Source organism: Thiorhodovibrio frisius (assembly GCF_033954835.1).
Taxonomy (GTDB): Bacteria; Pseudomonadota; Gammaproteobacteria; order Chromatiales; family Chromatiaceae; genus Thiorhodovibrio; species Thiorhodovibrio frisius.
Map to the genome: position 1 here is coordinate 1,338,314 of NZ_CP121471.1, position 23,595 is coordinate 1,361,908.

The 23,595-nt window shown below is 58.9% G+C and carries 26 protein-coding genes and 1 pseudogene; 13 read left to right on the top strand and 14 right to left on the bottom strand.

Annotation, left to right across the window (positions count from 1 at the left end; genetic code table 11):
- Positions 1-32 precede the first annotated feature (32 nt).
- From Thiofri_RS06295 to tsaB, 4 genes are all read left to right on the top strand, one after another.
- Positions 33-806: a hypothetical protein gene (locus Thiofri_RS06295; protein ID WP_143742013.1), complete on the top strand. Its 774-nt coding sequence runs from the start codon at positions 33-35 to the stop codon at positions 804-806.
- 20 nt (positions 807-826) lie between these two features.
- Positions 827-2,818 carry an ATP-dependent DNA helicase gene (locus Thiofri_RS06300; protein ID WP_223296820.1) on the top strand — a complete coding sequence of 664 codons (1,992 nt, stop codon included), beginning with the start codon at positions 827-829 and terminating at the stop codon, positions 2,816-2,818.
- Positions 2,819-3,051: 233 nt separating this feature from the next.
- The gene (locus Thiofri_RS06305; protein WP_143742014.1) at positions 3,052-3,966 is read left to right on the top strand and encodes a hypothetical protein; all 915 of its coding nucleotides are present in this window, start codon (positions 3,052-3,054) and stop codon (positions 3,964-3,966) included.
- Between the two features lie 25 nt (positions 3,967-3,991).
- Positions 3,992-4,714: a tRNA (adenosine(37)-N6)-threonylcarbamoyltransferase complex dimerization subunit type 1 TsaB gene (tsaB, locus tag Thiofri_RS06310; RefSeq protein WP_009150867.1), complete on the top strand. Its 723-nt coding sequence runs from the start codon at positions 3,992-3,994 to the stop codon at positions 4,712-4,714.
- 91 nt (positions 4,715-4,805) lie between these two features.
- Here the strand turns inward: tsaB and Thiofri_RS06315 are convergent, their stop codons facing one another.
- Positions 4,806-5,054, bottom strand: a complete 249-nt coding sequence (locus Thiofri_RS06315) for a hypothetical protein (protein ID WP_009150868.1) — start codon at positions 5,052-5,054, stop codon at positions 4,806-4,808.
- 168 nt (positions 5,055-5,222) lie between these two features.
- Here Thiofri_RS06315 and Thiofri_RS06320 point away from each other — a divergent pair, with 168 nt between their 5' ends.
- Positions 5,223-6,074, top strand: coding sequence for a ferritin-like domain-containing protein (locus Thiofri_RS06320; protein ID WP_009150869.1), 852 nt, complete (start codon positions 5,223-5,225; stop codon positions 6,072-6,074).
- A 181-nt stretch (positions 6,075-6,255) separates the two neighbouring features.
- Positions 6,256-7,956, top strand: coding sequence for an ammonia-forming cytochrome c nitrite reductase subunit c552 (locus Thiofri_RS06325; RefSeq protein WP_009150870.1), 1,701 nt, complete (start codon positions 6,256-6,258; stop codon positions 7,954-7,956).
- A 154-nt stretch (positions 7,957-8,110) separates the two neighbouring features.
- Here Thiofri_RS06325 and Thiofri_RS06330 read toward each other — a convergent pair whose 3' ends face one another.
- The 10 genes from Thiofri_RS06330 to Thiofri_RS06375 all read right to left on the bottom strand — a co-directional run bounded on the left by Thiofri_RS06330 (position 8,111) and on the right by Thiofri_RS06375 (position 13,121).
- A complete protein-coding gene (locus Thiofri_RS06330) occupies positions 8,111-8,524 on the bottom strand; it encodes an HVO_A0114 family putative DNA-binding protein (RefSeq protein WP_051023962.1) in 414 nt (137 codons plus the stop codon).
- A gap of 10 nt (positions 8,525-8,534) precedes the next feature.
- On the bottom strand, positions 8,535-8,897 hold the full coding sequence (locus tag Thiofri_RS06335) for a toxin-antitoxin system TumE family protein (protein WP_009150872.1): 363 nt from the start codon (positions 8,895-8,897) through the stop codon (positions 8,535-8,537).
- A 503-nt stretch (positions 8,898-9,400) separates the two neighbouring features.
- Entirely contained in the window at positions 9,401-9,649 is a 249-nt protein-coding gene (locus Thiofri_RS06340) for a DUF2442 domain-containing protein (RefSeq protein ID WP_009150873.1), read from the bottom strand.
- 2 nt (positions 9,650-9,651) lie between these two features.
- Positions 9,652-9,870, bottom strand: coding sequence for a DUF4160 domain-containing protein (locus Thiofri_RS06345; protein ID WP_223296869.1), 219 nt, complete (start codon positions 9,868-9,870; stop codon positions 9,652-9,654).
- A 268-nt stretch (positions 9,871-10,138) separates the two neighbouring features.
- The gene (locus tag Thiofri_RS06350) at positions 10,139-10,600 is read right to left on the bottom strand and encodes a type II toxin-antitoxin system VapC family toxin (RefSeq protein ID WP_009150876.1); all 462 of its coding nucleotides are present in this window, start codon (positions 10,598-10,600) and stop codon (positions 10,139-10,141) included.
- Between the two features lie 162 nt (positions 10,601-10,762).
- Positions 10,763-11,251 (bottom strand): hypothetical protein, encoded by a 489-nt coding sequence (locus Thiofri_RS06355; protein WP_009150877.1) that lies wholly within the window; start codon positions 11,249-11,251, stop codon positions 10,763-10,765.
- A 77-nt stretch (positions 11,252-11,328) separates the two neighbouring features.
- Entirely contained in the window at positions 11,329-11,601 is a 273-nt protein-coding gene (locus tag Thiofri_RS06360) for a hypothetical protein (RefSeq protein WP_143742015.1), read from the bottom strand.
- A gap of 116 nt (positions 11,602-11,717) precedes the next feature.
- Positions 11,718-11,909 carry a hypothetical protein gene (locus Thiofri_RS06365; protein ID WP_009150878.1) on the bottom strand — a complete coding sequence of 64 codons (192 nt, stop codon included), beginning with the start codon at positions 11,907-11,909 and terminating at the stop codon, positions 11,718-11,720.
- 341 nt (positions 11,910-12,250) lie between these two features.
- Entirely contained in the window at positions 12,251-12,604 is a 354-nt protein-coding gene (locus Thiofri_RS06370; protein ID WP_143742016.1) for a hypothetical protein, read from the bottom strand.
- A gap of 148 nt (positions 12,605-12,752) precedes the next feature.
- Complete coding sequence (locus tag Thiofri_RS06375) at positions 12,753-13,121, bottom strand: hypothetical protein (protein ID WP_143742017.1); 369 nt, start codon at positions 13,119-13,121, stop codon at positions 12,753-12,755.
- A 1,086-nt stretch (positions 13,122-14,207) separates the two neighbouring features.
- Between Thiofri_RS06375 and Thiofri_RS06380 the strand changes: the two genes are divergently transcribed.
- The 7 genes and pseudogenes from Thiofri_RS06380 (at position 14,208) to fdxB (ending at position 19,589) form a co-directional block, all read left to right on the top strand.
- Positions 14,208-14,777 carry a glutathione peroxidase gene (locus Thiofri_RS06380; RefSeq protein WP_009150879.1) on the top strand — a complete coding sequence of 190 codons (570 nt, stop codon included), beginning with the start codon at positions 14,208-14,210 and terminating at the stop codon, positions 14,775-14,777.
- 158 nt (positions 14,778-14,935) lie between these two features.
- A pseudogene (gene nifE / locus Thiofri_RS06385) lies at positions 14,936-16,330 on the top strand (nitrogenase iron-molybdenum cofactor biosynthesis protein NifE); the annotation flags it as partial.
- A 39-nt stretch (positions 16,331-16,369) separates the two neighbouring features.
- Positions 16,370-17,743 carry a nitrogenase iron-molybdenum cofactor biosynthesis protein NifN gene (gene nifN / locus Thiofri_RS06390; protein ID WP_223296871.1) on the top strand — a complete coding sequence of 458 codons (1,374 nt, stop codon included), beginning with the start codon at positions 16,370-16,372 and terminating at the stop codon, positions 17,741-17,743.
- A gap of 21 nt (positions 17,744-17,764) precedes the next feature.
- On the top strand, positions 17,765-18,268 hold the full coding sequence (locus Thiofri_RS06395; RefSeq protein ID WP_009150881.1) for a NifB/NifX family molybdenum-iron cluster-binding protein: 504 nt from the start codon (positions 17,765-17,767) through the stop codon (positions 18,266-18,268).
- Positions 18,265-18,744: a SoxR reducing system RseC family protein gene (locus tag Thiofri_RS06400; protein WP_009150882.1), complete on the top strand. Its 480-nt coding sequence runs from the start codon at positions 18,265-18,267 to the stop codon at positions 18,742-18,744. The genes Thiofri_RS06395 and Thiofri_RS06400 overlap by 4 nt, the downstream gene beginning before the upstream one ends.
- A gap of 35 nt (positions 18,745-18,779) precedes the next feature.
- Positions 18,780-19,253 (top strand): NifX-associated nitrogen fixation protein, encoded by a 474-nt coding sequence (locus Thiofri_RS06405; protein WP_009150883.1) that lies wholly within the window; start codon positions 18,780-18,782, stop codon positions 19,251-19,253.
- Positions 19,254-19,277: 24 nt separating this feature from the next.
- Positions 19,278-19,589 (top strand): ferredoxin III, nif-specific, encoded by a 312-nt coding sequence (gene fdxB / locus Thiofri_RS06410; RefSeq protein WP_009150884.1) that lies wholly within the window; start codon positions 19,278-19,280, stop codon positions 19,587-19,589.
- 23 nt (positions 19,590-19,612) lie between these two features.
- On the opposite strand, the gene Thiofri_RS06415 is transcribed toward fdxB, so the two are convergent.
- From Thiofri_RS06415 to Thiofri_RS06425, 3 genes are all read right to left on the bottom strand, one after another.
- Positions 19,613-20,551 carry a complex I NDUFA9 subunit family protein gene (locus Thiofri_RS06415; RefSeq protein ID WP_009150885.1) on the bottom strand — a complete coding sequence of 313 codons (939 nt, stop codon included), beginning with the start codon at positions 20,549-20,551 and terminating at the stop codon, positions 19,613-19,615.
- 229 nt (positions 20,552-20,780) lie between these two features.
- Positions 20,781-21,377: a hypothetical protein gene (locus Thiofri_RS06420; RefSeq protein ID WP_143742018.1), complete on the bottom strand. Its 597-nt coding sequence runs from the start codon at positions 21,375-21,377 to the stop codon at positions 20,781-20,783.
- Between the two features lie 133 nt (positions 21,378-21,510).
- Positions 21,511-23,571 carry a lytic transglycosylase domain-containing protein gene (locus tag Thiofri_RS06425; RefSeq protein WP_009150887.1) on the bottom strand — a complete coding sequence of 687 codons (2,061 nt, stop codon included), beginning with the start codon at positions 23,569-23,571 and terminating at the stop codon, positions 21,511-21,513.
- Between the last annotated feature and the right edge of the window lie 24 nt (positions 23,572-23,595).

Consider the following 23,595-nt stretch of genomic DNA (forward strand, 5'->3'; position numbering starts at 1 on the left):
CTCTTTTTGCGATGCCGATGGCCGCGATGCCAATGGCTCTGGTCCCAATGGCCTTGATGACAGCAGCGGCAATCAGCGGCTGCGCGACCACACAGCGCCAGGAGCCGCCAGCGCCCATTGTCGATGCCCGGGTCGCGCCTGCGCCGACCAATCGTGCTGAGCAAACCCCAGAGCCAACCACTCCGCCCGAGCCGGCGCGGATCTACGCCTACCAGCCGGTGACCACGGCGCCGCCTGCGGGCGCGGACTCCATGGCGCCCGGTGCAGCCAGTGCGCAGACGGGCGCGGCAGAGAATGCCGCCGGCAGTGCGACAACACCCGCCGCCGCGTTGCCGGCAACTGAATCGCCCGCGCAACTCCCCGCCGATGCGAACGCCGAGGCGGCTGGCAATGCGCCGGCGGTGGTCGGGCCAGGCTCAACCACGCCCGCTTTACCGGCCCCCGAAACGCAGCTCGCCTCGGCCTCCGCGTTGCAAACACCACAACTGGCACCGGCGGTTGACGCCCTGGCCAAGCAGGCCGAGGGTCAGCGCCAGAGTGGCGACTATGCTGGCGCCGCTGCAACGCTAGAGCGCGCTCTGCGCCTGCAATCGCGCGAAGGTTACCTGTGGAATCGCCTCGCGCATGTGCGCCTGGAGCAGGGCCTTGCGAGCCAAGCGGCCAACCTGGCCGCGCGCGCGAACGCGCTCTCCGGCGATAGCGACAGCCTCAAGCGCGACAACTGGCTGGTGATTTCCGACGCGCGCCGACGCACCGGTGATCTCGAGGGCGCGCAGGAAGCCCAGCGCAAAGCCTCGGGAGGCTAGGCGCACGCTTGCGGCAACTGGTGGGACAGCCATTTCAGCGCGATGAGAAAGCCCCGGCGGCGCCTGCCGCTGGCGGACTGGCTAGCATTTTTGGTCCGCAGGGGCAGCTTGCCCGGCACTTACACCATTTTGGTGCCAGGCCGCAGCAATTGGCCATGGCGACTCGGGTTGCCGATGTCATCGCCGCTGGTGCTAGCCTGATCTGCGAGGCCGGCACTGGCACCGGCAAGACGCTGGCCTACCTGATTCCTGCCCTGCTGTGCGGGCGCAAGGTCGTCATTTCCACCGGCACCCGCACGTTGCAAGATCAACTCTTTCATCAGGATTTGCCGCTGGCTCGGCGTCTGCTCGGTATCCCGGTGCGGGTGGCACTGCTCAAGGGACGTGCCAATTACCTGTGCGTGCAGCGACTGGCGCAGACTGGTGCCAGTCGCGCCATGGCCGATGCCAGCCTGCGTGCGGAGCTTGCGCGGGTGCGCGACTGGGCGCAGGTCACGCGCAGCGGCGATGTGGCCGAGGCCGGGCTGTCCGAGCATTCGCCAGTGTGGCCACTGGTCACCTCCACCGCCGACAATTGCCTGGGGCAGGACTGCGCGCACTTAAACGACTGCCATCTGGTGGCCGCACGGCGCCAGGCGCAGGAGGCCGACTTGGTGGTCATCAACCACCATCTGCTGTGCGCCGACATGGCACTGCGTCAGCAAGGTGTTGGCGAGGTGCTGCCTGGAGCCGATTGTTTCATCATCGACGAGGCGCATCAGTTGCCTGAGGTGGCTGGGGTGTTTTTCGGCCGCTCGCTCAGCAGTTATCAATTGCTCGATTTTGCGCGCGATCTGACCGCCGACCTCGCGCGCGAGGCCCCTGGACTCATCGATCTGTCAGTGCCGCTCGCGCGGCTGCGCCCGGCGGTGCAGGCACTGCGCCTAGCGCTAGGCACCCAGGACCGTCGCGCTGCCTGGGCCGCAGTGGGCTCGGACCCGCCGGTTGGAGACGCACGCACGGAGCTGGAGCAGCTTCTCGAGCAGCTCGACCAAGGGCTTGAGCGCCTTGCCGGTCACGCCAAAGCACTCGATCACGATCAGGAACGCTGCCGCGATCTGCGCGAACGGCTGGCACTCTTCGCAGCCGAGGAGGCTAGCGACCAAGTGCGCTGGTTCGATGCGCAGGGGCACGGTTTTCGTCTGCATCAAACGCCGCTCGAGGTAGCCAGTAGCTTTCAGCAACACCGTGCGCGTCTGCCCGCTGCCTGGGTGTTCACCTCCGCCACTCTGGCGGTGGGTGGGTCTTTTGCGCATTTCGCGCGGCAGATGGGACTCGAAGATGCTGACACAGCAAGTTGGGAAAGCCCCTTCGACCACGCGCGCCAAGCGCTATGGCTAATGCCGCCGCACATGCCGGAGCCTGCGGATGCCGCCCACGATGCCAAAGTCGCCGACTTGGTGCTCGAACTCGCCCCGCTGACCCGTGGGCGGATGTTCGTGCTCTTTACCAGTCATCGCGCGCTGCAACAGGTGGCGGGATGGGTGGAAGGGCGACTCGACTACCCCTTGCTGGTGCAAGGCCAGGCGCCGCGTGCCGAACTCATCCGGCGTTTCCGCGATCATGGTCATGCCGTGCTTTTTGGCAGTTCCAGCTTCTGGGAGGGAGTCGATGTGCGCGGCGACGCTCTCTCCTGTGTGATTGTTGACAAGCTCCCTTTCGCGTCGCCGGCCGATCCACTGGTGCAGGCGCGCATTGATGCGCTGCGCGAGGCCGGCGGTCAGCCGTTTCGCGATTTTCAACTGCCGCGCGCAGTCATTGCGCTGAAGCAGGGTGTCGGGCGTTTAATCCGCGATACGAGCGACCGTGGGCTTTTCGTGCTATGCGATCCGCGCCTGGGTACCCGCTCTTATGGCGCGACCTTTGTGAAGAGTTTGCCACCAATGAGGCGCACCGAGTCCCTGGACGAGGTGCGGGCGTTCTTTTCGGCGGCGAGCTGTGCCGAGCAGACCGTTGCCCTGGCGGCGGGGTAGAGGCTGATTTTGCGGATTTTGTACCTATATGAGTTTGGGATTGAGTCGCCAAGAGGCTATAGTGTCAGCTGTTCGCCGGTTGCCGGGCGCGGCGCGTCGCAGCCGAGCACTGAAAATGCATTTTCGACAGTGATCAACCATCTGATGTTCATTCATTCGTCCATTCCGTGCTTGCGCGGCGCCTGTGGTATGGCGCAAAAAGCGCACGCCTGGTCGGTCTAACGGGGCGGGGTATGCTGGAGGAGGACTATTCGCTCAAGGAGGTCGACAGCGAGGAACTTCGCGAACTCCTCGCCGAGAGCGAAGCGCTCGAAGAGCCCGAGTCCGGGGCGAGCGCCATCTGTGATCGCATCGCCTCCCTGCGCAGTCGCGGGCTGCGTCAAGCGCTGCCGGCCTTGATGATGGAGCTCGAGCGCATCGCCCGCGAGACCCTTGGCGCCGAGGAGCGCATCACCGTGATGCACTGTGTCAAAAAACCAGTGCTGAAAGCCATTGCCAGCCTGCCCAAGCCGCACGGGCCACCTCCGAGCAGTGGCAATGCCAACACCCTTGAGCAGCGCCTGCTGCTACTGATGATTTACAACCTGCGCAAGACTCTGCATGAGATCGACCGCACCCAGAGCAGCCAATACGCCGATGATGACAGCGAGCGCATCTGGGTGTTGCAGCACCTGTTTCGCTTCTTCACCCGCCAGATTCGCTACGGAATTGACTGGGACCGCCCGCTGCCACAACACACCTGGCGCGACCTCCACGATCTTTTCGTCTATCTTGTCGTACGTGGCATGGTGCAGCTCAGCTCGGACTTCAGCGTGTCGATTTTCGACGAGGAGTTTGACGCCGAGATCGAATACAAGCGCGCCCTGCTGCTGGGGCTGGCTGATCGACTCACCAACCGCAAAGCCAAGACCGAGGATTTTTTTAAGGAGCTCAAGCGCTGGGCCAGCGAGACCCGACTGCTGGACCCCAACGGTCTGGTTGGCCAGAGCGGCCTGATCAAACTGGAGGTCACCCAGGACGATCCGCCGCTGCTGTTTGAGGGCGCGCTCGCAAAAGCCTTTCGCGGCTGGGTGGTGCGACCGCCAGAGGCTTTTCGCGAGTTTATCGACACCGTCAATCACGGCGACCGCGCGCCAGTCCAGGCCTGATGCCCATTCCCAACGCCCTTGACCGATGAAAATACTCGCGCTTGAGACCTCCGGGGTTTACTGCTCCGTGGCGCTGCTGCGCGATTGCGCCCTGTTTTCCCAACACGAACTAGCCGCGCGGCGCCATGGCGAGCGCCTGTTGCCGATGATGGAAGCCGTCCTTGCGCAGGGCGATCTGAGCCTGGCCGAGCTTGACGCCATTGCTTTCGGGCAGGGGCCTGGTTCCTTCACCGGCGTGCGCATTGCCGCAGCCGTGGCCCAGGGTGTTGCCTTCGGCGCCGGGCTGCCCGTGGTTGGTATTTCCACTCTGGCCGGCTTGGCGCATGCCGGTTGGCGTCATCACCGGCAAAGCCGCATTCTCGCCGCAGTCGATGCACGGATCGGAGAGCTTTACTGGGGCCTGTTTGACGTGGAAGGTCCGGGGCAGGTGCGCCCCTTGGGTGGCGAAAGCGTCAGTGCGCCCGAGACAGTCGGTACCTCAACCTTGGTGCCCGCTGGCGAACAACCGCCGGCAGCCGACCTTGGCGTTGGCAACGGCTGGGAGATCTATCCCGACATTCTGATGGCGCGCACGAGAATCGACCAGGAACGCATCGACGCGCATCTGGTCTGCACCGCAGCCGACATCGCCGAACTGGCCGCTGTCGCCTTGGCGAACGATCAGGCGGTGCCACCGGAGCAGGGGTGTCCGGTCTACCTGCGCGATCAAGTGGCGAGCAAGCCCTCGGCCGCCGCAGTTTTGCGCTGATTTGAGCCCTAATCCGTTCTCGCGCCCCGGCCAAGTTTCATTGGCCAAAGGGACGGCCGGGCGACTCTGAAATCTTGCGCGAATGCGCCTGTCAGCTTTGGGGGTGGCAGTTGCCGCTTTCATGCCGATGCCGGCAATGGCGGCGCAGGCAGGTCAGCACATACTGGGTTAAGGCCAGCCCAACGCTGACAAAAACCGCCGCGCTTCCTGCTACTCGTGTTACCGGCTCAGCCTGAGAAAAACTCAGTACCAGCCAGGTGAGAAAGGTCAGGATGGCGGCGAACAGGGCGACCATGGCAAAGGGCCATGGGCTGTTGGAGCACTTGGGACAGAATCTCATTAAAGGCCTCGCGATGCCTGTAAAGCAGCCGGGGCATGCCGCCTGAGTTGCCTGCATGCACCCTGGACTTGGGTCAACAACGGGTCTCGAGCAATCCAGCTTAGAATACCGCATTTTTGCCGCCGCGACGATGGCACTTGCCCCAACCCCGCAAAGCGAGAATCGCCCATGGAGACGCCGCCACCCGAGTCGATACAACAGACAATGCGCCAGCCAACCAGCCTTCAGGAAGCAGCCCAAACGGCCTTGGCTGCCTGCGTGGTCGAAGACAAGCTCGACGCCACCCAAGCCCTGGCCGCGCGCTGGCAAGCCGGCGACTTGTTATGGGATGAGCAGACCCGGCCACTGCGGCCCGAAGCCGCCGGCCGGCCGCCACAACCGCATCTGGTATCCCCGCGCGAGCTGCCCAAACGCGGGCTTGGCACGCCCGAGGGGCGCGCCGCTCTGTTGCACGCGGTGGCCCATATCGAGTTCAATGCCATCAATCTGGCGCTGGATGCGGTGCAGCGTTTTGCCGGGCTGCCAAGGGATTATTACAACGACTGGGTGCAGGTAGCCGCCGAGGAAGCCCAGCACTTCGGGCTGATGCGCAAGCGACTGCGCGCGCTTGGTTTCGACTACGGTGATTTTCCGGCGCACAACGGACTTTGGGAGATGGCGACCGCCACCGCCGATGATGTCCTCGCGCGTATGGCCCTGGTCCCGCGCGGACTCGAAGCACGCGGGCTCGATGTCACCCCTGGCATGATCGAGCGTCTGCGCGAGGTGGGCGATCACCCAAGCGCCGAGGCGCTCGGCATCATCCTGCACGACGAGGTCGGCCATGTCGCGGCTGGCTCGCGCTGGTTCGCCTACCTGTGCGCGCAGCGTGCGCTCGATCCGGCTCCCACCTACATTGCGCTGCTGCGCCAGCACATGAAGGGCCGGCTTCCCTGTCCGGTGAATTTTGCCGACCGCCGTCGCGCCGGCTTCGATCAGGCCGAACTCGAACAGCTCGCCCGACTTTGCGCCGAGGTTTAAACCCTTTTTAATCAGGCCGCGCGTGCTCGGCTCAAAGCACGTGCTGCTAGCCAGTTCGACATGGCGGCCTTGTGCTGCGGCTGCTAGAATTGACCACAGTCCAAGTGCGGATTTGCGGATCTAAAGAGGGGAAGGAAGAAAGCCGAGTTCTTGCTTCCCGACCTCTTCGGCGGAGAATGCGATGAATGAAGCTTCCAAGGTCGATCAACCCGAGATCGATCAACCCGCGCAGACGCGCCCGCGCCCGTGGCTGCTTGGCGGGACCTTCGCCGCCACTCTGATTGGCACTCTTACCGGCGCACTGCTGGCCATCTGGGGGCTGGTGACCATGGTTGGACATCAGCAGGAACCTGCCGCACCAGTGGCAGATGTCAGCGAAATCAGCACCGACCCTGAACCCTGGGGGCTGAACTGGCCGCATCAGTTCGACGGCTGGAAAGCCACTGCCGGGGACGGAGTTTTCGGCGGCAGCAGCGCCCTGCCGCAAAGCAAACTCGATACCCATCCCTGGCTGAAGCGCCTCTACGCTGGCTATGCCTTCAGCATCGATTACCGCGAGGCGCGCGGTCATGCCTACATGCTCTATGACCAAGGCGTGACCGAGCGTCTGACGAAAAAGCCCCAGCCTGGTGCCTGTCTGCATTGTCATGCTTCTACTTCGGTGCTCTACCGGCGCATCGGCATGGAGGCACTCGGCGAGGAGGTCACGCCCGAGACGCTGGCGGTCGAATTTAACCAACCGGCGGTGATGCGTGGCTTTGAGGAACTCAACGGCAAAGCCTACCAAGAAGTGCTGACGCTCTTGCTGGCCACGCCTGATGGCACGCCGGATGAAAACGAACCAGTCTTCCCCAGTGCACCGGCTGGTGGCAATAGCAGCGAAGATACCGGCGAACCGCTACCCCAGGGCCATGTCCCCAGCGGCGAGGCCCACCCGGTCACCTGCATCGACTGCCATGATCCCAAGACCATGGCAATGCGCGTTACCCGACCGGGATTCTTAAACGGCATTGCAGCGCTGGCCGCCGGAGATGCCGCCCTGCCCCATTTGCCGAGCATCGACCAATGGCGAACTGGCCCGCGTGACCAGCCCTATAACCCCAACCAACTCGCCTCGCGCCAGGAGATGCGCTCTTTCGTCTGCGGGCAGTGTCATGTCGAATACTCCGTAAGCAACAACATAACCCTGACCTACCCCTGGGCCAAGGGGCTGCGCGCCGATGACGAGGAAGCCTTCTGGGATGATTTTCGCCTCCCTGACGGCAGTGCCTTTTATGACTTCAAGAACGGCGAGACAGGTGCGCCCAGCTACAAGGCCGAGCATCCGGAGTTCGAACTATGGAGTCAGGGTATTCATGCGCGCGCCGGGGTGAGTTGCGCAGACTGCCACATGCCCAATCAGCAGGGCGAAGAGGCGATGACACTGAGCGATCACCGCGTGACCAGTCCGCTGGAGAACGTCAAAAGCGCCTGCCAGAGCTGTCATCCAGTGTCGGAAAGCGAACTGCGGGCCTGGGTCGCCACCATCCAGACCCGCACGCGGGATCTAACCCAGCGCGCCGCAGTGGCCATGACCGCGATGCTCGATGCCATTCGCGAGGCCCAGGCCGCAGGGGCCACCGACGCTGAACTGGCCGAGGTCTTCACCCACCAGCGAAAGGCCACCTGGCGGCTCGACTACATCAGCAGCGAAAATTCCAAGGGCTTTCACGCCGACCAGGAAGCCGCCCGGGTGCTGGCCGAGTCCATCGACCACAGCCGCCAGGCCCAGGCACTCGCGCTGCGCTGGCGCGCACCGGAAACACCAGACGTCAGCGTGCTCTTCAGCCGACCGGTGCGGGGCGTCACGCCCGAGCAACCACCGGAGACGGCCAACCCTTAAACAACAGCGCCTCAACCTGGCTAGGTGGTCTCACCTGGTTAGCTTCGCTCAGGCCAGCGGGTCAGCCTTCAGCATATTTTTCACTAAACCTTTGGGCTCGCGATTGACAACTTGACGACATGATTTTGCAGATATTTCCCGCAGAGCGCGACTGTTAGGAATGCTGTGTAGATAGAATATCAGCATGATTTGGAACGGGGCTACTATAGCGCAAGCCAAACTCAACTCTAAAGTCCGTCGCTTTAACTTTTGGCACGAGCTTGCTCCCATGCTTCGGCAACTCAACAATACCATATCGCTCAAGCGTCTTTAGGGTGCGGGATAAATTTGATTTCTTTCTGTGGCTAAGAGTCTCTAGTTCAGCGAGAGATCGAGGTTTGTGCTCGATAATTATTTTGAGCAATTCTTGATTATCATTGCTTAAGACCTGTGCCATTGACCCCAAAGATTCAAACCATACTTTTGGTTCGTCTCTCCTGGGCTTATATTCACCTTTAGCGATCGCAATAGTTCTTTTCATATAGTCTTGCCTGGATATGATTCCAACTTTCATTACTTTTGTAGCCATATCAATTTACCTATACAAAACCATTTATAATGCTATTTACATCATTCCAGAAGTCTTCAAGCAACTGTGCTGCACTTTCAAACTCGTATGCTGATACTATATGCTTTTCATGCTTATGATCCCACTCTAAGCGTTTTCCACAATAATTACCTCGTTTAGGCTTAATGCTGTGCGCGTTATCATATCCAATTATTCTTTTGTTGTAACTATCATGCAATGTTAACGAGTATTTCACTCCATGCGGTATTTTCTCATTGGGGACTACGACCTTGGCTTCAATCTTGGTCCAGTATCCGTTATCCATCGGGAAAACCTCGCCATTCATTTCCAGCAAGGTGGCCAGTCCTTGGTCAAAGCAGAATGTATCAGTCATTGCTTGGCAATATTATCATCGGCTGATAACTTAAATATAGCACAGTTCCATGGTTGTTCATAACTTAAGCCTAAGCCGTCCCGGAAAGTGGCGTGAGCGCACCGAGCGGCAATTGCAGCGGCCGGCCTTCAGGATTTTCTAGGACTAAACTGCCTTACCCGCGATGCCAGTAAACCATTTGACGCTATTCGTCTAGTGAGTTAAGCAAGCTGTCCCTGGAACTCCAAAAAAGCCCCGAGGCGCGAACCTCGGGGCTGAAAGGTGAAAACCAGCGATCAGGTGAAATCAGCTAGGGGACTGGGCGTCCTTGTCCGGGTGGCTCGACCCTTTGATTGCCATCCGGACACCGTTGTTCCATTTCTCGTCTTGTTGGTGATTGTTCCATGCTTTGTCCTTTTTATGGCTAACGTCGCAAATCAGGCGACCCAAAAGCGCGCTTGCACAGGGCTTAAACCTAACTGCGAGCTCGTTGCGCGCTTTTGGGATCGCCTGTATTTGCCTTGTTAAGGCATTTCTTCACCGTTTTGCCAAAGCTCATATTCGCTAATATCAATTTCCGAGTTCCAAGACACAGCGTGACCACCCGGCTCAACCGATACGTTTCTAAAGAATGCTGGGTTTTGGAGAGGCAGAAACATCTCGCGCTCCGTGAGCCGATTTATGTCGTACTTCTTCCTTTTTCCATTTGAGAATAACACAACAAGAAAATGTCCTTCTTGAGGTATCGCGCTTTGAACTTTTGGAATATTCATGGCTATTGAAGGGGTGGCAGTTTCTTGAATTCCTGTAATCTCCACATTTCTTGAAGATCAGATTTATAAGAGGTTGCCCACTCTACTACGAGCTTTCTTGCTCTTGAGGGAAGATCGCCCTCAATCATCTCCAAAGTCTCTATGTCGAAGATGGCGTTGTGCTCTCGATAGACCGCGTGAAAGTGTGGTGGCGCATGATCGCCAAAGAAGAGCTTGATGATGACTCGTAAAAACGTGAGATCTCGGGCATATTACTCTAATCTTGGCGTGCCCTAACGCGAGCCACAGCCGCCGCGAGCGAAGCGAGCGGCCGGCTGAAGGCCATCGTTAGCTGCTCTTGGCTTCAGGCGAACCAGTCTTTTACCGACCAGAGCTTGGTGTGTCTTGTAATCTTCACAGATTGCGTCCAAATCGTAATTGAACCTTTTTGAGTGCTCGTCACGAACCTGACGCACACATTCTAAGATCGGATCTTTCATAGCTCATTACCTAAGAATTCTTCGGGAGAACATATTTCAGGACAGTTCCAGCCGTTTTTTCTACGACTTGGCGAATTTGAGATCGTATGAAGGGATTGTTTATATGCTTAAAATTCCAAGTCACTATGACATCCATGCCATTGGAAGCTGCAACCGCAATATGCAAAGCATCCTCTGGGCATTTGTCCGGGATTATCTTTTGATCGAGAAGTTGACGGGCTAGTTCTTTGACCTCGTTGTCGATTCTAAGAACTGGGAATTCTTCGATCTTATTGCATCGCTGTGTTGCTTGAGTTTCGTCACCTTTTGATGCCTCTTGGATTACAATGTCTGAAATATATGCATCATAATCACTGAGCTTTTCCCAGAAATCGGAGGTCGAGGCTTGGTGAGCAGCGATTACTATGTTCTTCGATGTTCGAGCCACCAAATAGCTTAAAACGCTAGTTTCGATGTATATTTTTAGCTTCATCGCTTTTGATTGTTGCAGCTAACGTTACGCATCAGCCGGCGCAATAAGCAGAGCGAGGAACGAGCGGCGCTTATTGGGGTCGGCTGCATGCGCTCGTTAGGTGAATTGAAAGATTAGATTCAGCCTTGAAAACAAACCGAACCTAATCCGTTAGATTAATTATTACAGCCCTGTGACTTCAACATATAATTGCCCTTGATCAGTCTCCTGAGCTAAATAGGTAATCGGCAGCTTGTTGCCGTTGTTAAATCTGAGACTCGCTGAACAGGATGCTTTTTTTAACTCAACATTTTTATCATTGGTCCTAATTTCATCGAGTTTCAACCCAGCCTCTTCAACCAAATTTTCTGACTCAGCAATTATTGAAAGTACATAGTCTCTTTCAAACGTGAAGTTTGATGCAACCTCATAATTCTGAGGCGGATCATTTTTCCATTGATCAATCGAGAACCTAGAGATAGCCGTCGCGAAGATATACCCATTCTTGCTCATTAACTGCGATACAAAAACTTGATTTAGGGTCTCTTCATTTGATATATTCAATACTAATTCTTGCACATCAGAATCTGAACATGTAGGCGCTTTATTGACACCGCACGCAGCGAATTGTAATACAATGATCGCCAAATACAAACGTTTATCAATTTTCATTATTACCTCGGTTGTTACTAAGTAAAGCTAATGTTATGGCTGACCAGACCGCTTGTTAAGACCTTATATCGCGCGGTTCAGGCTAATTTGCGCCATGTTGAGCAAGAGCTATTTTCGCCGAATATGTTTCGGCTAGAAATGTTCGCCGCAGTTTCTTGAATGGCATATTCACCGCTGATAGCACCTTCCTTCAATCTTTTTCCGATTGCTGAATGCAACGTTTGGAATGGCTTGCCGCTGTCTATAGATGCCAAAGCGTTGATATATGGTTTCTGATTTTCGCTTGCTAACTTCAATATGAATTGATGGGTGTCAAATTCATACGTCATGGCCTGCAATGCCGTGCTCATTGCGCTCTCTAGGGCCTGGCTCAAATTACTCATATGTCACCTTAGGTTTTCTCTAATGGACCAAGAGTCAGGCAGGCTGCCCAACTACTACGTATTCATTTTTCGAGGGGAGAACTTTACACCGCCTTCGGTGTTTTTTCCCAAACGATGACCTGGATCAAATTTCGGCCCGATGTTTCTTCAGACTTTCGCCCATTTTCTGTGGGCATAACGTCAAAGGCTAAGGCGGCGCGCGCCTGCACGACATCGGCCAGTTCAACTCCGACCCCGAATGGCGCGCGCTCGCTCTTTGGCCGCTCGTTAGGCATTGTTTAGCGCCCCTTAGGTTCGAGAATTGAGTAAACTGTCCTTTGAACTTGAACTTGAACTTGTCGGAACTTGCTTGAACTTCAACTTCGAACTTCGGAACTTCACCCAGAACTTCGAATTTTCCGAGCTTCCCGGAACTCCCTCCCCCACGTGGGGGGTCGGAGAGTCAGCGGGTTGCGATACCGAAAGCGATAACAGATGGGGTGTCTGAACGCTTAGATATCCACATGAGCCGCTATTACTGCAAACAATTTTATCTTTCCATCAACCTCAGTAAAAAATAATTGTGTCCAATTGTAAAGACTTCCTTGGAGTTCTGCTTTGTAAACTTGGCGCTGCTTCATTTTTGAAGGGAACCATTCAGGATATTTTGCCTTTTTGACCGGTGAAATCTTGCTAAGTTTTTTGCCGATTTCGAAAGGTCATCGTAAAAAAGAACAAAAGACAATGTGCTGACATCATCGCTTCTTTCTTCGCGTATAAAAATTTCTCGGCTTACTTTAGATGGTTCATTCCCTCCAAAATCTAATGAGACGGGAAAATTGATTTTATCAATCAACTTTTCTTTATCTCCTGTTGCAATAGCAGTACGAAAGTCTTTCCAAAAGCTATTGGTACCGCTATTGTCAGCCTCCGCAGTCATAAACGCGATTTGAGATAGTAGCAATAAGCAGAAAACGATGTAACGAATCACAATTCCTCCCACAAGCGGTTGTCTAACGCCGTGCTCGGTCGAGCCGGTTGAGCGAGAGCGAAACCGGCTTTGGCTGGAGCAATTCGTTAGGCGATTTGATGGATTAACTTCGATCTTCGGAATTAAACCAAACTCGGCCCGTTTGATTTCATTCTCTCTTCTGGTAATTACCCATCATTGCACACGTAGAATTCTCTTCATCTTCTGTCTTGATGCAACTATCGCGGACATCAGCGCTATTATTTGCGAATTTTATAGTTGTAAAACACGTATTTTTTCCTTCACTTCTTGCATAAATCAATTGACGAGATTCCAATGTAGTCGTTTTATTATCGATTAAAACTTCACCTCCACAACTTCCGGTTCCAATACCAAGCCACACTTGGTATCTGTTTGGTTGTAATTCCTCAACTGTCAAGTAGCCAAATTCCCCATCGTACTCTCCTTCAATAGTGTTGGCTGCAATGCTTTGTGAACACCACGTCAACCCAAAGCAAATCGCTATTTCTGTTCTCATTTGAAACTTTCTCTTTATTTATCGACGAATCTAGTGTCGCCTAACGAAAAGGCATTTTATCCGGCGTGCGCCAGACAGTTCTCGCAGTTGACGCACCGATTTTTTAGCGCACGGCGGATAAATGTTTGTTGGACTAAACCGCCTTATGCGGGGTGCCAGTTTCGGGAACGGCCTAACTGACGGTCGAGAGTGGATCTGGCAGAGATTATGCTAAAGAGGGTATTGTATCTGCCGTCTGGTTCAGGCGGCGCGGTTCTATCTTGTTGAAAAAATGCATTTTCTTGTCTCCTGAGAGTGACAGCCTTCATCATGTTGTAACAATCCTGCCGGTCTGCGTCGCGCTATCGAATCAGACACGCCCACTTCCTTTCTCAGTGGTTTGCCGAGGATCCATATTTCCTCGTTATCGGCTTGGCGCCAAGCCCCGCCGAAGGCGGTTTAGTTCAACAGCTAACTAGACAGAATGTCGGTCTGGTGTGCTAGACAGATTCTGTCTATCACCGATAGGATGGATTCTGCCTAGCACTAGTGGTCAGGCCCCGAGTCCAATTTCTGTTGGAGCTATTTCGCCGCTTATGTTCTGCATGAATCTCTCCGCAGTGCCCGTTGGACCACCAGAAGCGGATTTGAGATAGGCAGAGAATTCCGGCTGTGGGACCCGTTGCGGTACTTTGGGATTGTGGATCATCAGCTTAACCATGTTCGAGAGGTGCCGGTGCTCGCGCTCGGCGTAGGCTGCGCTTCACACTGCGCCGTGAGGCTAGCGGTGACGTCCTGGGTAGTGGATTCGAGCATTCAGGGCCATGATCATTCTGGTGTTTTTGGTCACTTGAGTATAGTGCAACTGGCATCCTTCTGGTGATCTATATTTCGTGTTGCGGAAGACGGATATGTCCTGGAAGGGTGTCCGGCTTTGGGCCGGTCGGGGGTGAGCCGGAATCTGGCGGTGTCCGACTGAACTGCTCGGATCGGGCAAGGGAGTCTTGTGATTCTCCGGTCGTCGCTCCATCTCTCGGAGTCTGCGGGCACGCCGGTCTAACGGCTTTTCGTGCCGGCTGCTCGCGACTCAAAGGGCGGAGAAAGATGATGAAGATACTTTTGGTGCTGATGCTGGCGATTGGAGGTGGACTGATGGCAACTGAGACCATGGCGACGGGAGCGGATACGGCGGAGCAGGCTTGCGCGCCAGCGCTGGACTTCGAGATGCGCCGTCTGGCGAGCGATGAGGCGGTGCGCTTGTGCGATGAGTATCAGGGCAAGGTGGTGCTGATGGTCAATACGGCCAGTAAATGCGGCTTCACCGGCCAGTACGAGGGTTTGGAGGCGCTATATGACAAATACGGCGAGCGCGGCTTGGTGGTGCTCGGCTTTCCGTCGAATGACTTCGCCAACCAGGAGCCTGGCAGCGAGGAAAAGATTCAGGAATTTTGCCGGCTGACCTATTCGGTGGAGTTCCCGATGTTCGAGAAGTCCCACGTCAAGAAGGGCAAGGCCAGCCCGCTGTTTCAGTATCTGGCTGAGCAGACCGGGGTCTATCCCAAGTGGAACTTCTACAAGTACCTGATCAACCGCGAGGGTCAGGTCGTGCAGGTGTTCTCGAGCATGACCAATCCCAAGAGCGGCAAGATGGTCAAGGTGATCGAAAGTCTGTTGTAAGCCCTTCTCGTCGCCTGTCGCAAATCCTTCTCCCTCTGCGGGCCTTGTCGCGTTCGCGACAAGTCACCCACTGTCTTTTGACTTTTTAATCATAATCTTGCCACTCTGGCACGGGCTCTGCTTTCGAGACTCTATTAAGACCTTTGTCTGGAGTCAGCATGAAGCAGAAAGACATCGCGGCCCTGCTCGACGAGCCGGCTTGCGAACATAACGACAAGTCCAAGTCCGGTTGCGCCAAGCTCAAGCCAGGGGCCACGGCGGGTGGCTGCTCCTTTGACGGCGCGCAGATCGCGTTGCTGCCGATTGCTGATGTCGCGCACATTGTGCATGGCTCTATCGCCTGTGCCGGCAGCGCCTGGGACAATCGCGGCACGCGTTCTTCGGGGCCCAAGCTGTTTAAGGTCGGCATGACCACGGACCTGACCGAGCAGGATGTGATCATGGGACGCGGCGAGAAGCGGCTGTTCCATGGGATCAAGCAAGCCATCGATAGTTATGATCCGGCAGCGGTGTTTGTCTATAACACCTGCGTGCCGGCGCTAACCGGGGACGATGTCGGTGCTGTGTGCCGCGAGGCGGGCAAGCGCTGGGGCAAGCCGGTGATCTCGGTGGATGCAGCCGGTTTCTATGGCACCAAGAATCTCGGCAACCGGATTGCCGGTGAGGTGATGGTGCGTGATGTCTGCGGCACGCGCGAGCCCGATCCCATTCCGTCCGGTATCGAACGACCGGATTTCAAAGTCCACGATATTTGCCTGGTTGGCGAGTACAACATCGCCGGCGAGTTGTGGCATGTGCTGCCGTTGTTTGATGAGCTAGGGCTGCGGGTGCTGTGCACCCTCTCTGGCGATGCGCGCTTCCAGGAAGTTCAGACCATGCACCGCTCGCAAGCGAACATGATGGTCTGCTCCAAGGCGATGATCAATGTGGCGCGCAAGCTGCAAGAGACCTATGGCACGCCCTGGTTTGAGGGCAGCTTCTATGGTGTGGCCGATGTGTCGCACGCGCTGCGCGAATTCGCCCGCCTGCTCAATGACCCCGATCTGACCCAACGCACCGAGGCCCTGATTGCGCGCGAGGAAGCGCGCATTCATCAGGCACTGGCGCCCTGGCGAGAGAAGTTTGCCGGCAAGCGAGTGTTGCTCTACACCGGCGGGGTCAAGTCCTGGTCGGTGATCAGCGCGCTTCAGGATCTCGGGATGACGGTGGTGGCCACCGGCACGCGCAAGTCGACCGAAGACGACAAGGCGCGCATCCGCGAGTTGATGGGCGAAGAGGCGGTGATGATCGAGGACGGTAATCCGCGCGCGTTGCTCGATCTTTGTGCCAATTATCAGGTCGATATGATGATCGCCGGTGGGCGCAATCAGTACACGGCGCTTAAGGCGCGATTGCCCTTCCTGGATGTGAATCAGGAGCGCGAGTTCGGCTATGCCGGGTACGAGGGCATGCTGGAGCTGGCGCGCCAGCTCGATGTGACCCTCTCGAGCCCGATCTGGTCGCGGGTGCGCGGTGCTTCCCCGTGGCAGCAACATCCTGCCGCTGCGCATGTCGCTGAGACGGCAGAGAAACAAGAGCATGCCCCCGCGACCATCGTTAAGCGCAACAAGGCACTCTCGGTTGGTCCGTTAAAGGCCAGTGCGACTGTCGGCGCGACCCTGGCTTTTCTGGGCTTCAACCGCAGCCTGCCGATGCTCCATGGCTCTCAAGGCTGCACCGCCTTTGGCAAGATTTTCTTCATTCAGCATTTCCGTGAACCCATCCCGCTGCAAACCACGGCGCTCGATCAAGTCAGCGCCATCATGGGTAGCGATGAGAACCTGGTCGAAGGCCTGCGCACCATTTGCGACAAGCACCAGCCGGCGCTGATCGGCGTGCCGACCACGGGTCTGGTCGAGGCCCAGGGTGCTGATCCCAAGCGCGCCCTGAAAGACTTCCGCGCGCGCTATCCGCAGTATGAACAGGTCGCCATCGTGCCGGTGCATTCGCCCGACTTCGCTGGCTGTCTGGAGAGCGGCTATGCTCAGGCCATCACCAGCATCATCGAGGATCTGGTGCCCGATGCCGCAGTCGCTGGAACCCGTCCCGGTCGTCGCCAGCGGCAGGTGAATGTGCTGGTCAGTGCCGCGATGACGCCGGGGGATATCGAATACCTGAAAGACCTGCTGGAGCGGTTCCAACTGCGTCCGGTGGTGGTGCCGGATCTGTCAGACGCGCTTGACGGGCATCTGGCGGATACCGACTACAGCGCGCTCACCATCGGCGGCACCCTGATTGAAGAACTCGCGACCCTGGGCGATGCCGCCGCGACTCTGGTGATTGGCCGGTCGATGGATGCGGCGGCCGATTTGCTCAAGGATCGCACCGGGGTGCCGGATGTGCGTTTCCCGCACCTAATGGGCCTGGATGCCATGGATGCCCTGGTGTTGGCCCTGGCTGACATCAGTGCCGAGCCGGTGCCTGAGCGCATCGAGCGCCAGCGCTCGCAACTACAGGATGCCATGCTGGATGCGCATTTCTCGCTCGGTCAGGGGCGTTTTGCCATCGCGGGTGATGGCGATCTGCTGCTGGCGTTCAGCGAGCTGCTTGCCGAGATGGGCGCCGAGACCGTCGCGGCAGTGGCGCCGACGAATGCGCCCAGTCTGCGCGCGGTCAAGACCGCAGAGGTCAAGATTGGTGACCTTGAAGACCTGGAGCAACTTGCCAGCGCGCGCCAAGCCGAGGTGCTGATCTGCAACTCCCACGGCGCGGCCTCGGCCGAGCGCCTGGGGATTCCATTGCTGCGCGCCGGCTTTCCACAATATGACCTGATTGGCGGCTATCAGCGCTGCTGGATTGGCTATACAGGCGCGCGCCAGACGCTCTTTGATCTGGCCAACATCATGCTGAGTCTGGAGAAGGGCGAGATTCACCCATATCGCTCGCGGCTCAAGCAATGGCCGACTGGCGAGAATCTGGCGGCTTGAGGATAAAACGCGGAGACCCTGATGACCGTTGAACGCCGACTGAAATTGCTCAACTGCGATGCACCGCCGGCGCAGTCCAGCGCCGAGCCGGCGGTGAAGGTGGCCTTTGCCAGTGCAGATCGGCGCCGGGTCGATCAGCATTTCGGCGCGGCGGAAGCTTTTGCCATTTACGCCGTTGACCGCAATGGCTGCAAGCTGCTCGAGGTGGTGCAGTTCGGCCAGCTTGCGATGGATGGCCATGAGGACAAGCTGGCCGCCAAGCTCGATGCGCTGCAGGGCTGCGTTGCCGTCTATTGCCAGGCCGTTGGTGCCTCGGCGGTGCGGCAGTTGCGCGCTTTGGGTATTCAGCCGCTGAAAGTGCCGGCCGGCAGTCTGGTCAAGACCTTGCTGCGGGAGTTACAACGCGAACTTGCCGATGGCCCCAGTGCCTGGCTGATGCGCGCTATGGCGATGCATCAGCCAGGCGCTTCCGGGTGCGAAAAAGAGCGCTTCGATGCCATGGAAGCCGAGGGCTGGTGTGAATGATTGAACAACCCGCCCGCGTGCTCCAGGTGCTGCCGGCGACCTCCTCACAGCCAGAGCGGCTGCGCATTGAGGTTGCACGGCGCTCAGCCTGCGGCGGCTGCGCGCACGCCTCGGGCTGCGGCACGGCGGCGCTGGCCGGGCTGTTTGGCGAGCGTGCCCTGCGTTTGGAGCTACCCATGCCAGAGGCAACCAAGCCACCAGGCCCCGGCGATGACATTCAGCTTGGCATCGCGCCGCAGGCGTTGCTTGGCGCCGCTGCGCTTGCCTATGTGTTGCCCGTCCTGCTGATGCTGCTCGGCGCTGGCCTTGGCGAGCATCTGGCGGGCGATGCGCTCAGCGTGCCGCTGGCCGCACTCGGGCTGGGCGCTGGACTCGCGCTCGGCGGCCTGCTCATCCGCGCCCGCAAGGGGGCTGGCCCGCTTATTTCCGCGTCCGTGCTTCTGGCGCGGGCAGACTCTTCCCACATCAAGCGGTGACCCCAGGGGCGCCGCGACCACAACCGGAGATTTTCATGACCTCGCAAGCCAATGCCATCGATCCCGAAGATCCAGTGCTGCAAACCTCCTTTGGCGTCGAACTGGTGCGTCAAATGCGCGCCTTCGACACCTACGGGCGGCTGGAGAACAAAACCAATGCCGAACTGCTTGACCCCTTCATTCTGACAGCCGAGCGCAAGCGCGAAATCCCCATCATTGCCAATCCGGATGCGGCCGTGCTGGATCGGCTGAGCGCCTTCTACAACGCCATTGCCGCCATGATCGAGAAAGAATGCAATCTCATGGCCTCGCCGATGACCAGTCTGAGCGCCGAGGGCTTCGGTCGCGGGCTGATTATCGTCGGCAAACTGGTGGTGATGGATCGCGCGCTGCGTGATGTGCATCGCTTTGGCTTTGCCTCCCTGTCGAAGATGAAAGACGAAGCCGACAAGGTGCTGTCGGTTGCCCTGGAGTTGATCGGCAATCATTCCGAGGTCGCGGGACTTTAGGCCGCGCGGGAGAGGGAAACTGATATGAGCAACATCACTGGACTGACCCGAGGCGGCACCGAATGGACGCCAGCCTTTATCGTGGCGCTAAACCAGAACAATTGCATCGGTTGCGGGCGTTGTTACAAGGTGTGCCCGCGCGATGTTTTTGAACTGATTGATCGCGACGACCTGGATCTGGATGACGATGACGACTTCGACGACGATGACTTCGACGAAGCCCCCGGCATGGTCATGAACCTGAAAAACACCCTGGATTGCATTGGCTGCGAATCCTGCTCGCGGGTCTGTCCCAAGCAGTGCCTCAGCCACGAGCCGCACGCAATGGCGGCCTGAATGGGGTGTCTCGCGTCGCGGACTCAGTCTTTGGCGAGATAGCCGGGAACCTCCATCTCGATATCCGTTGGCGTGATACCAAGCTCCTGCAGACCGTCAGAGTCCGAGCAGACGCTGTCGATTTGCAGTGAGCGGTAATTGTCCATGGTGAAAGGCTTGCCCGGCAGGCGCTCGAACAGCCGCGCCTGGCGCCGGGCAGCCTTGTCGCTAAGCTCGATGATGCGCACCTGGCGCCCGCGCAGCGTCGCGCTGTACTCCACCAGTTCGCGTAAGCTCAGTGTTCGCGGGCCGCAGAGGTCGTAAGCGCGCCCAATGCTTTCCGGGCGGTCGATGGTGCGGACCATGGCCTCGGCGACATCTCCCACCCACACGGGCGCGAATCGAGCCCCGGAGCAAGCGAGTGGGAAAAAGCCGGGCGTCCAGTCGATCAAGCCAGCGAAGCGATTGAACAGGCTGTCATGACGGCCGAAGATGACCGAGGGGCGAAAGGCCGTGGTCGCAGGCGTTTTGGCGGCCAGGGCCAGAGCTTCCCCGGCGCCTTTGGATTTGAGGTACTCGCTCGGGGGGCTTGAAGGCGACGCCGTTGTTTCCTGCCCAGGGGGGCAGGCATGCAGGGCGCTCATGTGCAATAGACGTGGCACACCGGCTTCGCGTGCAGCGGCGAGCACCCGTTCCACCAGTTCGACATGGACTTGGCGGAAGCTGGTGCGGGCGCTTTCGTTCAGGATGCCGATCAGATTCACGACCAGGTCGCAGTTGGCGAAGGCCTCGGTCAGGCTGGCTTGGTCGAGCGTGGTGATTGGTTGCAGTGTGATGCCGGGGAGAAGCCTCAGATCGCGGTGGCGATGGACCCGGCGCGTCGGCAGTTGGCATTGATAACCGCAGGCGAGCAGGCGCAGAGCCAGTTCGCGACCGACAAAGCCGGTGCCGCCGAGAATGCAGACCTTGGGATGTTTTTTCATGGGTGTTGCAGTGCCATGTACCGGATGATTGCCGCATCGGCGCCGATTATGATCGCGGGCTGGCGGATGACCAATGGTTGATGCTGCGCCAATGGTTGGTGATGCGATGAATCCGCTATTATGCCGTCCTTTGACGCGCACCGAAACCAATGGGTTTTGGGCGGCCCAAAACGAGCCGAAACTCCAAAGGGTTTCGGTCCAAAGGGTTTGGGTATAGACCTGCCCATGGTTATTTCATTAAGTCTGCTGCTGGGGCCTGCTGGTTGAAGGGATCGCCCGGCAGGTCTTTCTCCAGCCACAGGCGGCGGTAGAGAATAAGCCTTCCCTCGGCATCGCGCAGCGCCAGGCGGCCGCCCTGGAGTGCAAACTCATAAGGGCGGGCGCTCTTGGTGGCCGGGTTGTAGAGCGCGATGCGTTGGCCGCGCGCCTGGATCAAGCCGTCGATATAGCCGGCGTTTGGTTGGTAGAGCCGAAACCGATAGTTGCGCACGATCAGCAGCCCGCCGCCGCGGCCCTCCCAAACACCGTCGAGTGCCGTTGGTTGCCAGGCCCCTAGTTTGCTGCCGAGCGCTTGCAGCGGTTGTGGCAGACCAAACTCTCGCACCGGATCGCCGAAGCCCCCAGTCCAAGCGCTGGACCAGCCATTGGTCTGCGGGTTTATCATGCCTGGCATGGCCTGGCCAGGGTTGGCGCGCGATGAGTCCCCGGATGCACCAAAGCCAAAAGCCTCCATCATGCGGGCCATGGCATTCGCCATGCGCTCGCCGCTGAGCCCGTCATCGGCGATGGCGGGCTGTGCCAGGAGCAGGCCCGCAATCAGACTCAATACCAGGTGCCCCCCGCACTTGGGTGTGAGCTGTGGTGCTGACTCAGCAGTCGGAGGCGTCGACGCAGGGCGAAAGGGGTTTGCGTTTGAGGCGCGGAAAAGTCTGGCGATGGTGGTCAGCATGGGGTATCTGTTATTCCATATTGGCCGGTCGAACCGGGCCACGCGGGCCAATCGGCGGAAGCAACTCGCTCAGTACCGGCAGCGGGCGACCCAGGCGTTGATCGTACAGCACCCGATAGGTTAGCACCCGGTCGACATAGGCGCGGGTCTCCCGATAAGGGATGGTCGCGATCCAAACATCCGCCGCCATTGGTTGTTCTTGGGACGCATCGGGCGCCTGCTGTGGCAGCCAGCGGCGCACCGCTGTCGGCCCGGCATTATAAGCGGCGGTGGCCAAGGCTTCATGGCCATCGAATACCTCATTGAGGTAAGCAAGATAGGCGCTGCCCAAGCGGATGTTGAGCGCGGGTTCGATGAGGTCCGCCGCAGCGGGAGTGGGAAGCTCAAGGCGCCCGGCAACCTCGCGCGCGGTGCTTGGCAGCAGTTGCATCAGCCCCATGGCATCGGCGGGGGAGATGGCGTCGGGGTTAAAGATGCTCTCCTGGCGGATGATTGCGAGCAGCCAGGATGGGGGCAGTCCGGTCGCCTTGGCGGCCTCTTCGGTCAGCTCGGTGTAGAGCAGCGGAAAGCGCAGCTCAAGGTCGTCCCAATAGCCGCTGCGGGCGAGGATTAAAATGGCCTGAATCCGAAATCCCAGCGCTTGTGCCAGGGCGGCGGCTTCGCGCAGGGCAATGGCGCGCGCCTCGCCCTGATGGGCGCGTTCGAGCGCGCGGGCGTATTCGCGCCATTCGCGGCGGATTTCGATGTCTTGTTGGAGTGCCTGGAGTTCTCGCAGCCGCGCGGCGCGCGGGGAGTCGAGGAGTTCTTGAAGCCGTTCCGGGTTGATGGGGATGGGGCGATGGGCGATTTTTTTTGCGACGCCGAGACGCTCTGCGGCGAGAAAGCCCCACAGGCTGCGATCATCGGCGGCGCGGCGATAGGCGGCGACGGCTCCGGCGGATTTCTGATCTGTCGCATCCGCTTGCGCTGTTTGGGGCTCTGGCGGGTCAGTGTCCAGTGTTTGCTCCAGTGCCCGCCCGAGCCAGTATTGCCAAAGCGCGCGGCGGCTTTCGTCCTTGGGCAGGGCCTCAATCCACTGCGGCAGGAGTTCCCAGGCACCGAGCTTAAGCCCGGTGCGCAAGCGCTTTTGTTGCAGGGTCAGGCTGCCGGCACCGGGGGGCAGACGCTCCAGTTCTGCCAGCGCGCGCGCGCGCTCGCCGCGTGCGGCCAGGGTCAGGCCGGCAGCGGCATGCACCAGTCCAGCCTGTGCGGGCGGCAGGTCGGCGAAGGTTTTGGTTAGCAACTCAAGGGCGCTGTTCGGCTGGCGGGCGGCGAAATCGGCCAGGGCGGCGGCGATGACGCGCGCCCGATTTGGGTGTTTCCCGGCAGGCGCAGACGGGAAGCGCTCGGCTCTGGTCGCGGCCGCCAGTCGGAATGCAAGCCAGGGTTGCTCTGCTGCCGGCAAATATTGGCCTTGGAAGCGGGCGATGCTGTCATTGCCGCGCGCGAGCAACAGCTCAATGCGCCGCCAGACCAGCGCCGGGTCGAACCCCTCGGATTGCGCCCAGGCCGCAAATAGCGGATCGCAGACATCGGGCAGGGAGCCGCCGGTCAGGTAGAGATCAGCCAGACCGGCGAAGGCGGCCTCGGCATCCCCGGTGTCGCGCAGGGCACGCCGATACAGACATTCGCGCGTTTCCGAGCCATTGTCGACGTAGAGCCGTGCATACTCGGCCCAGCGCTTTTCGCGCGCGAGTCGTCCCAGCCACAGCCGGCGCAGGCGCTCGCCGGGCGCGGTGCCGGCCATGGCGGCGATTTGAGGTTCAACCGCGCTGGCCTGGGCTTGATTGAGGCGCTGCACCAGGGCCGCGATGGCCAGGTCCGGCGCGAGCGGGTAGTGCGCCAGGGATTCGCTGAGCTGGTCGAAGCGCTCCATGTCGCCGTTTTCAAGCGCCCATTGCGCTTGTCCGAAGCGCTCGCGCGCGGCGCTCAAATCTGCCGCGCTGGTGCTGTCGTCCTCACCCCCCGCAAGCGGCATGAGAGCGCAGCCGAGGGCGAAGAGACTTCCGAGAATGGCTATGCGATATTGCATGAACTGTCCTGTGGGCGGGGCTCG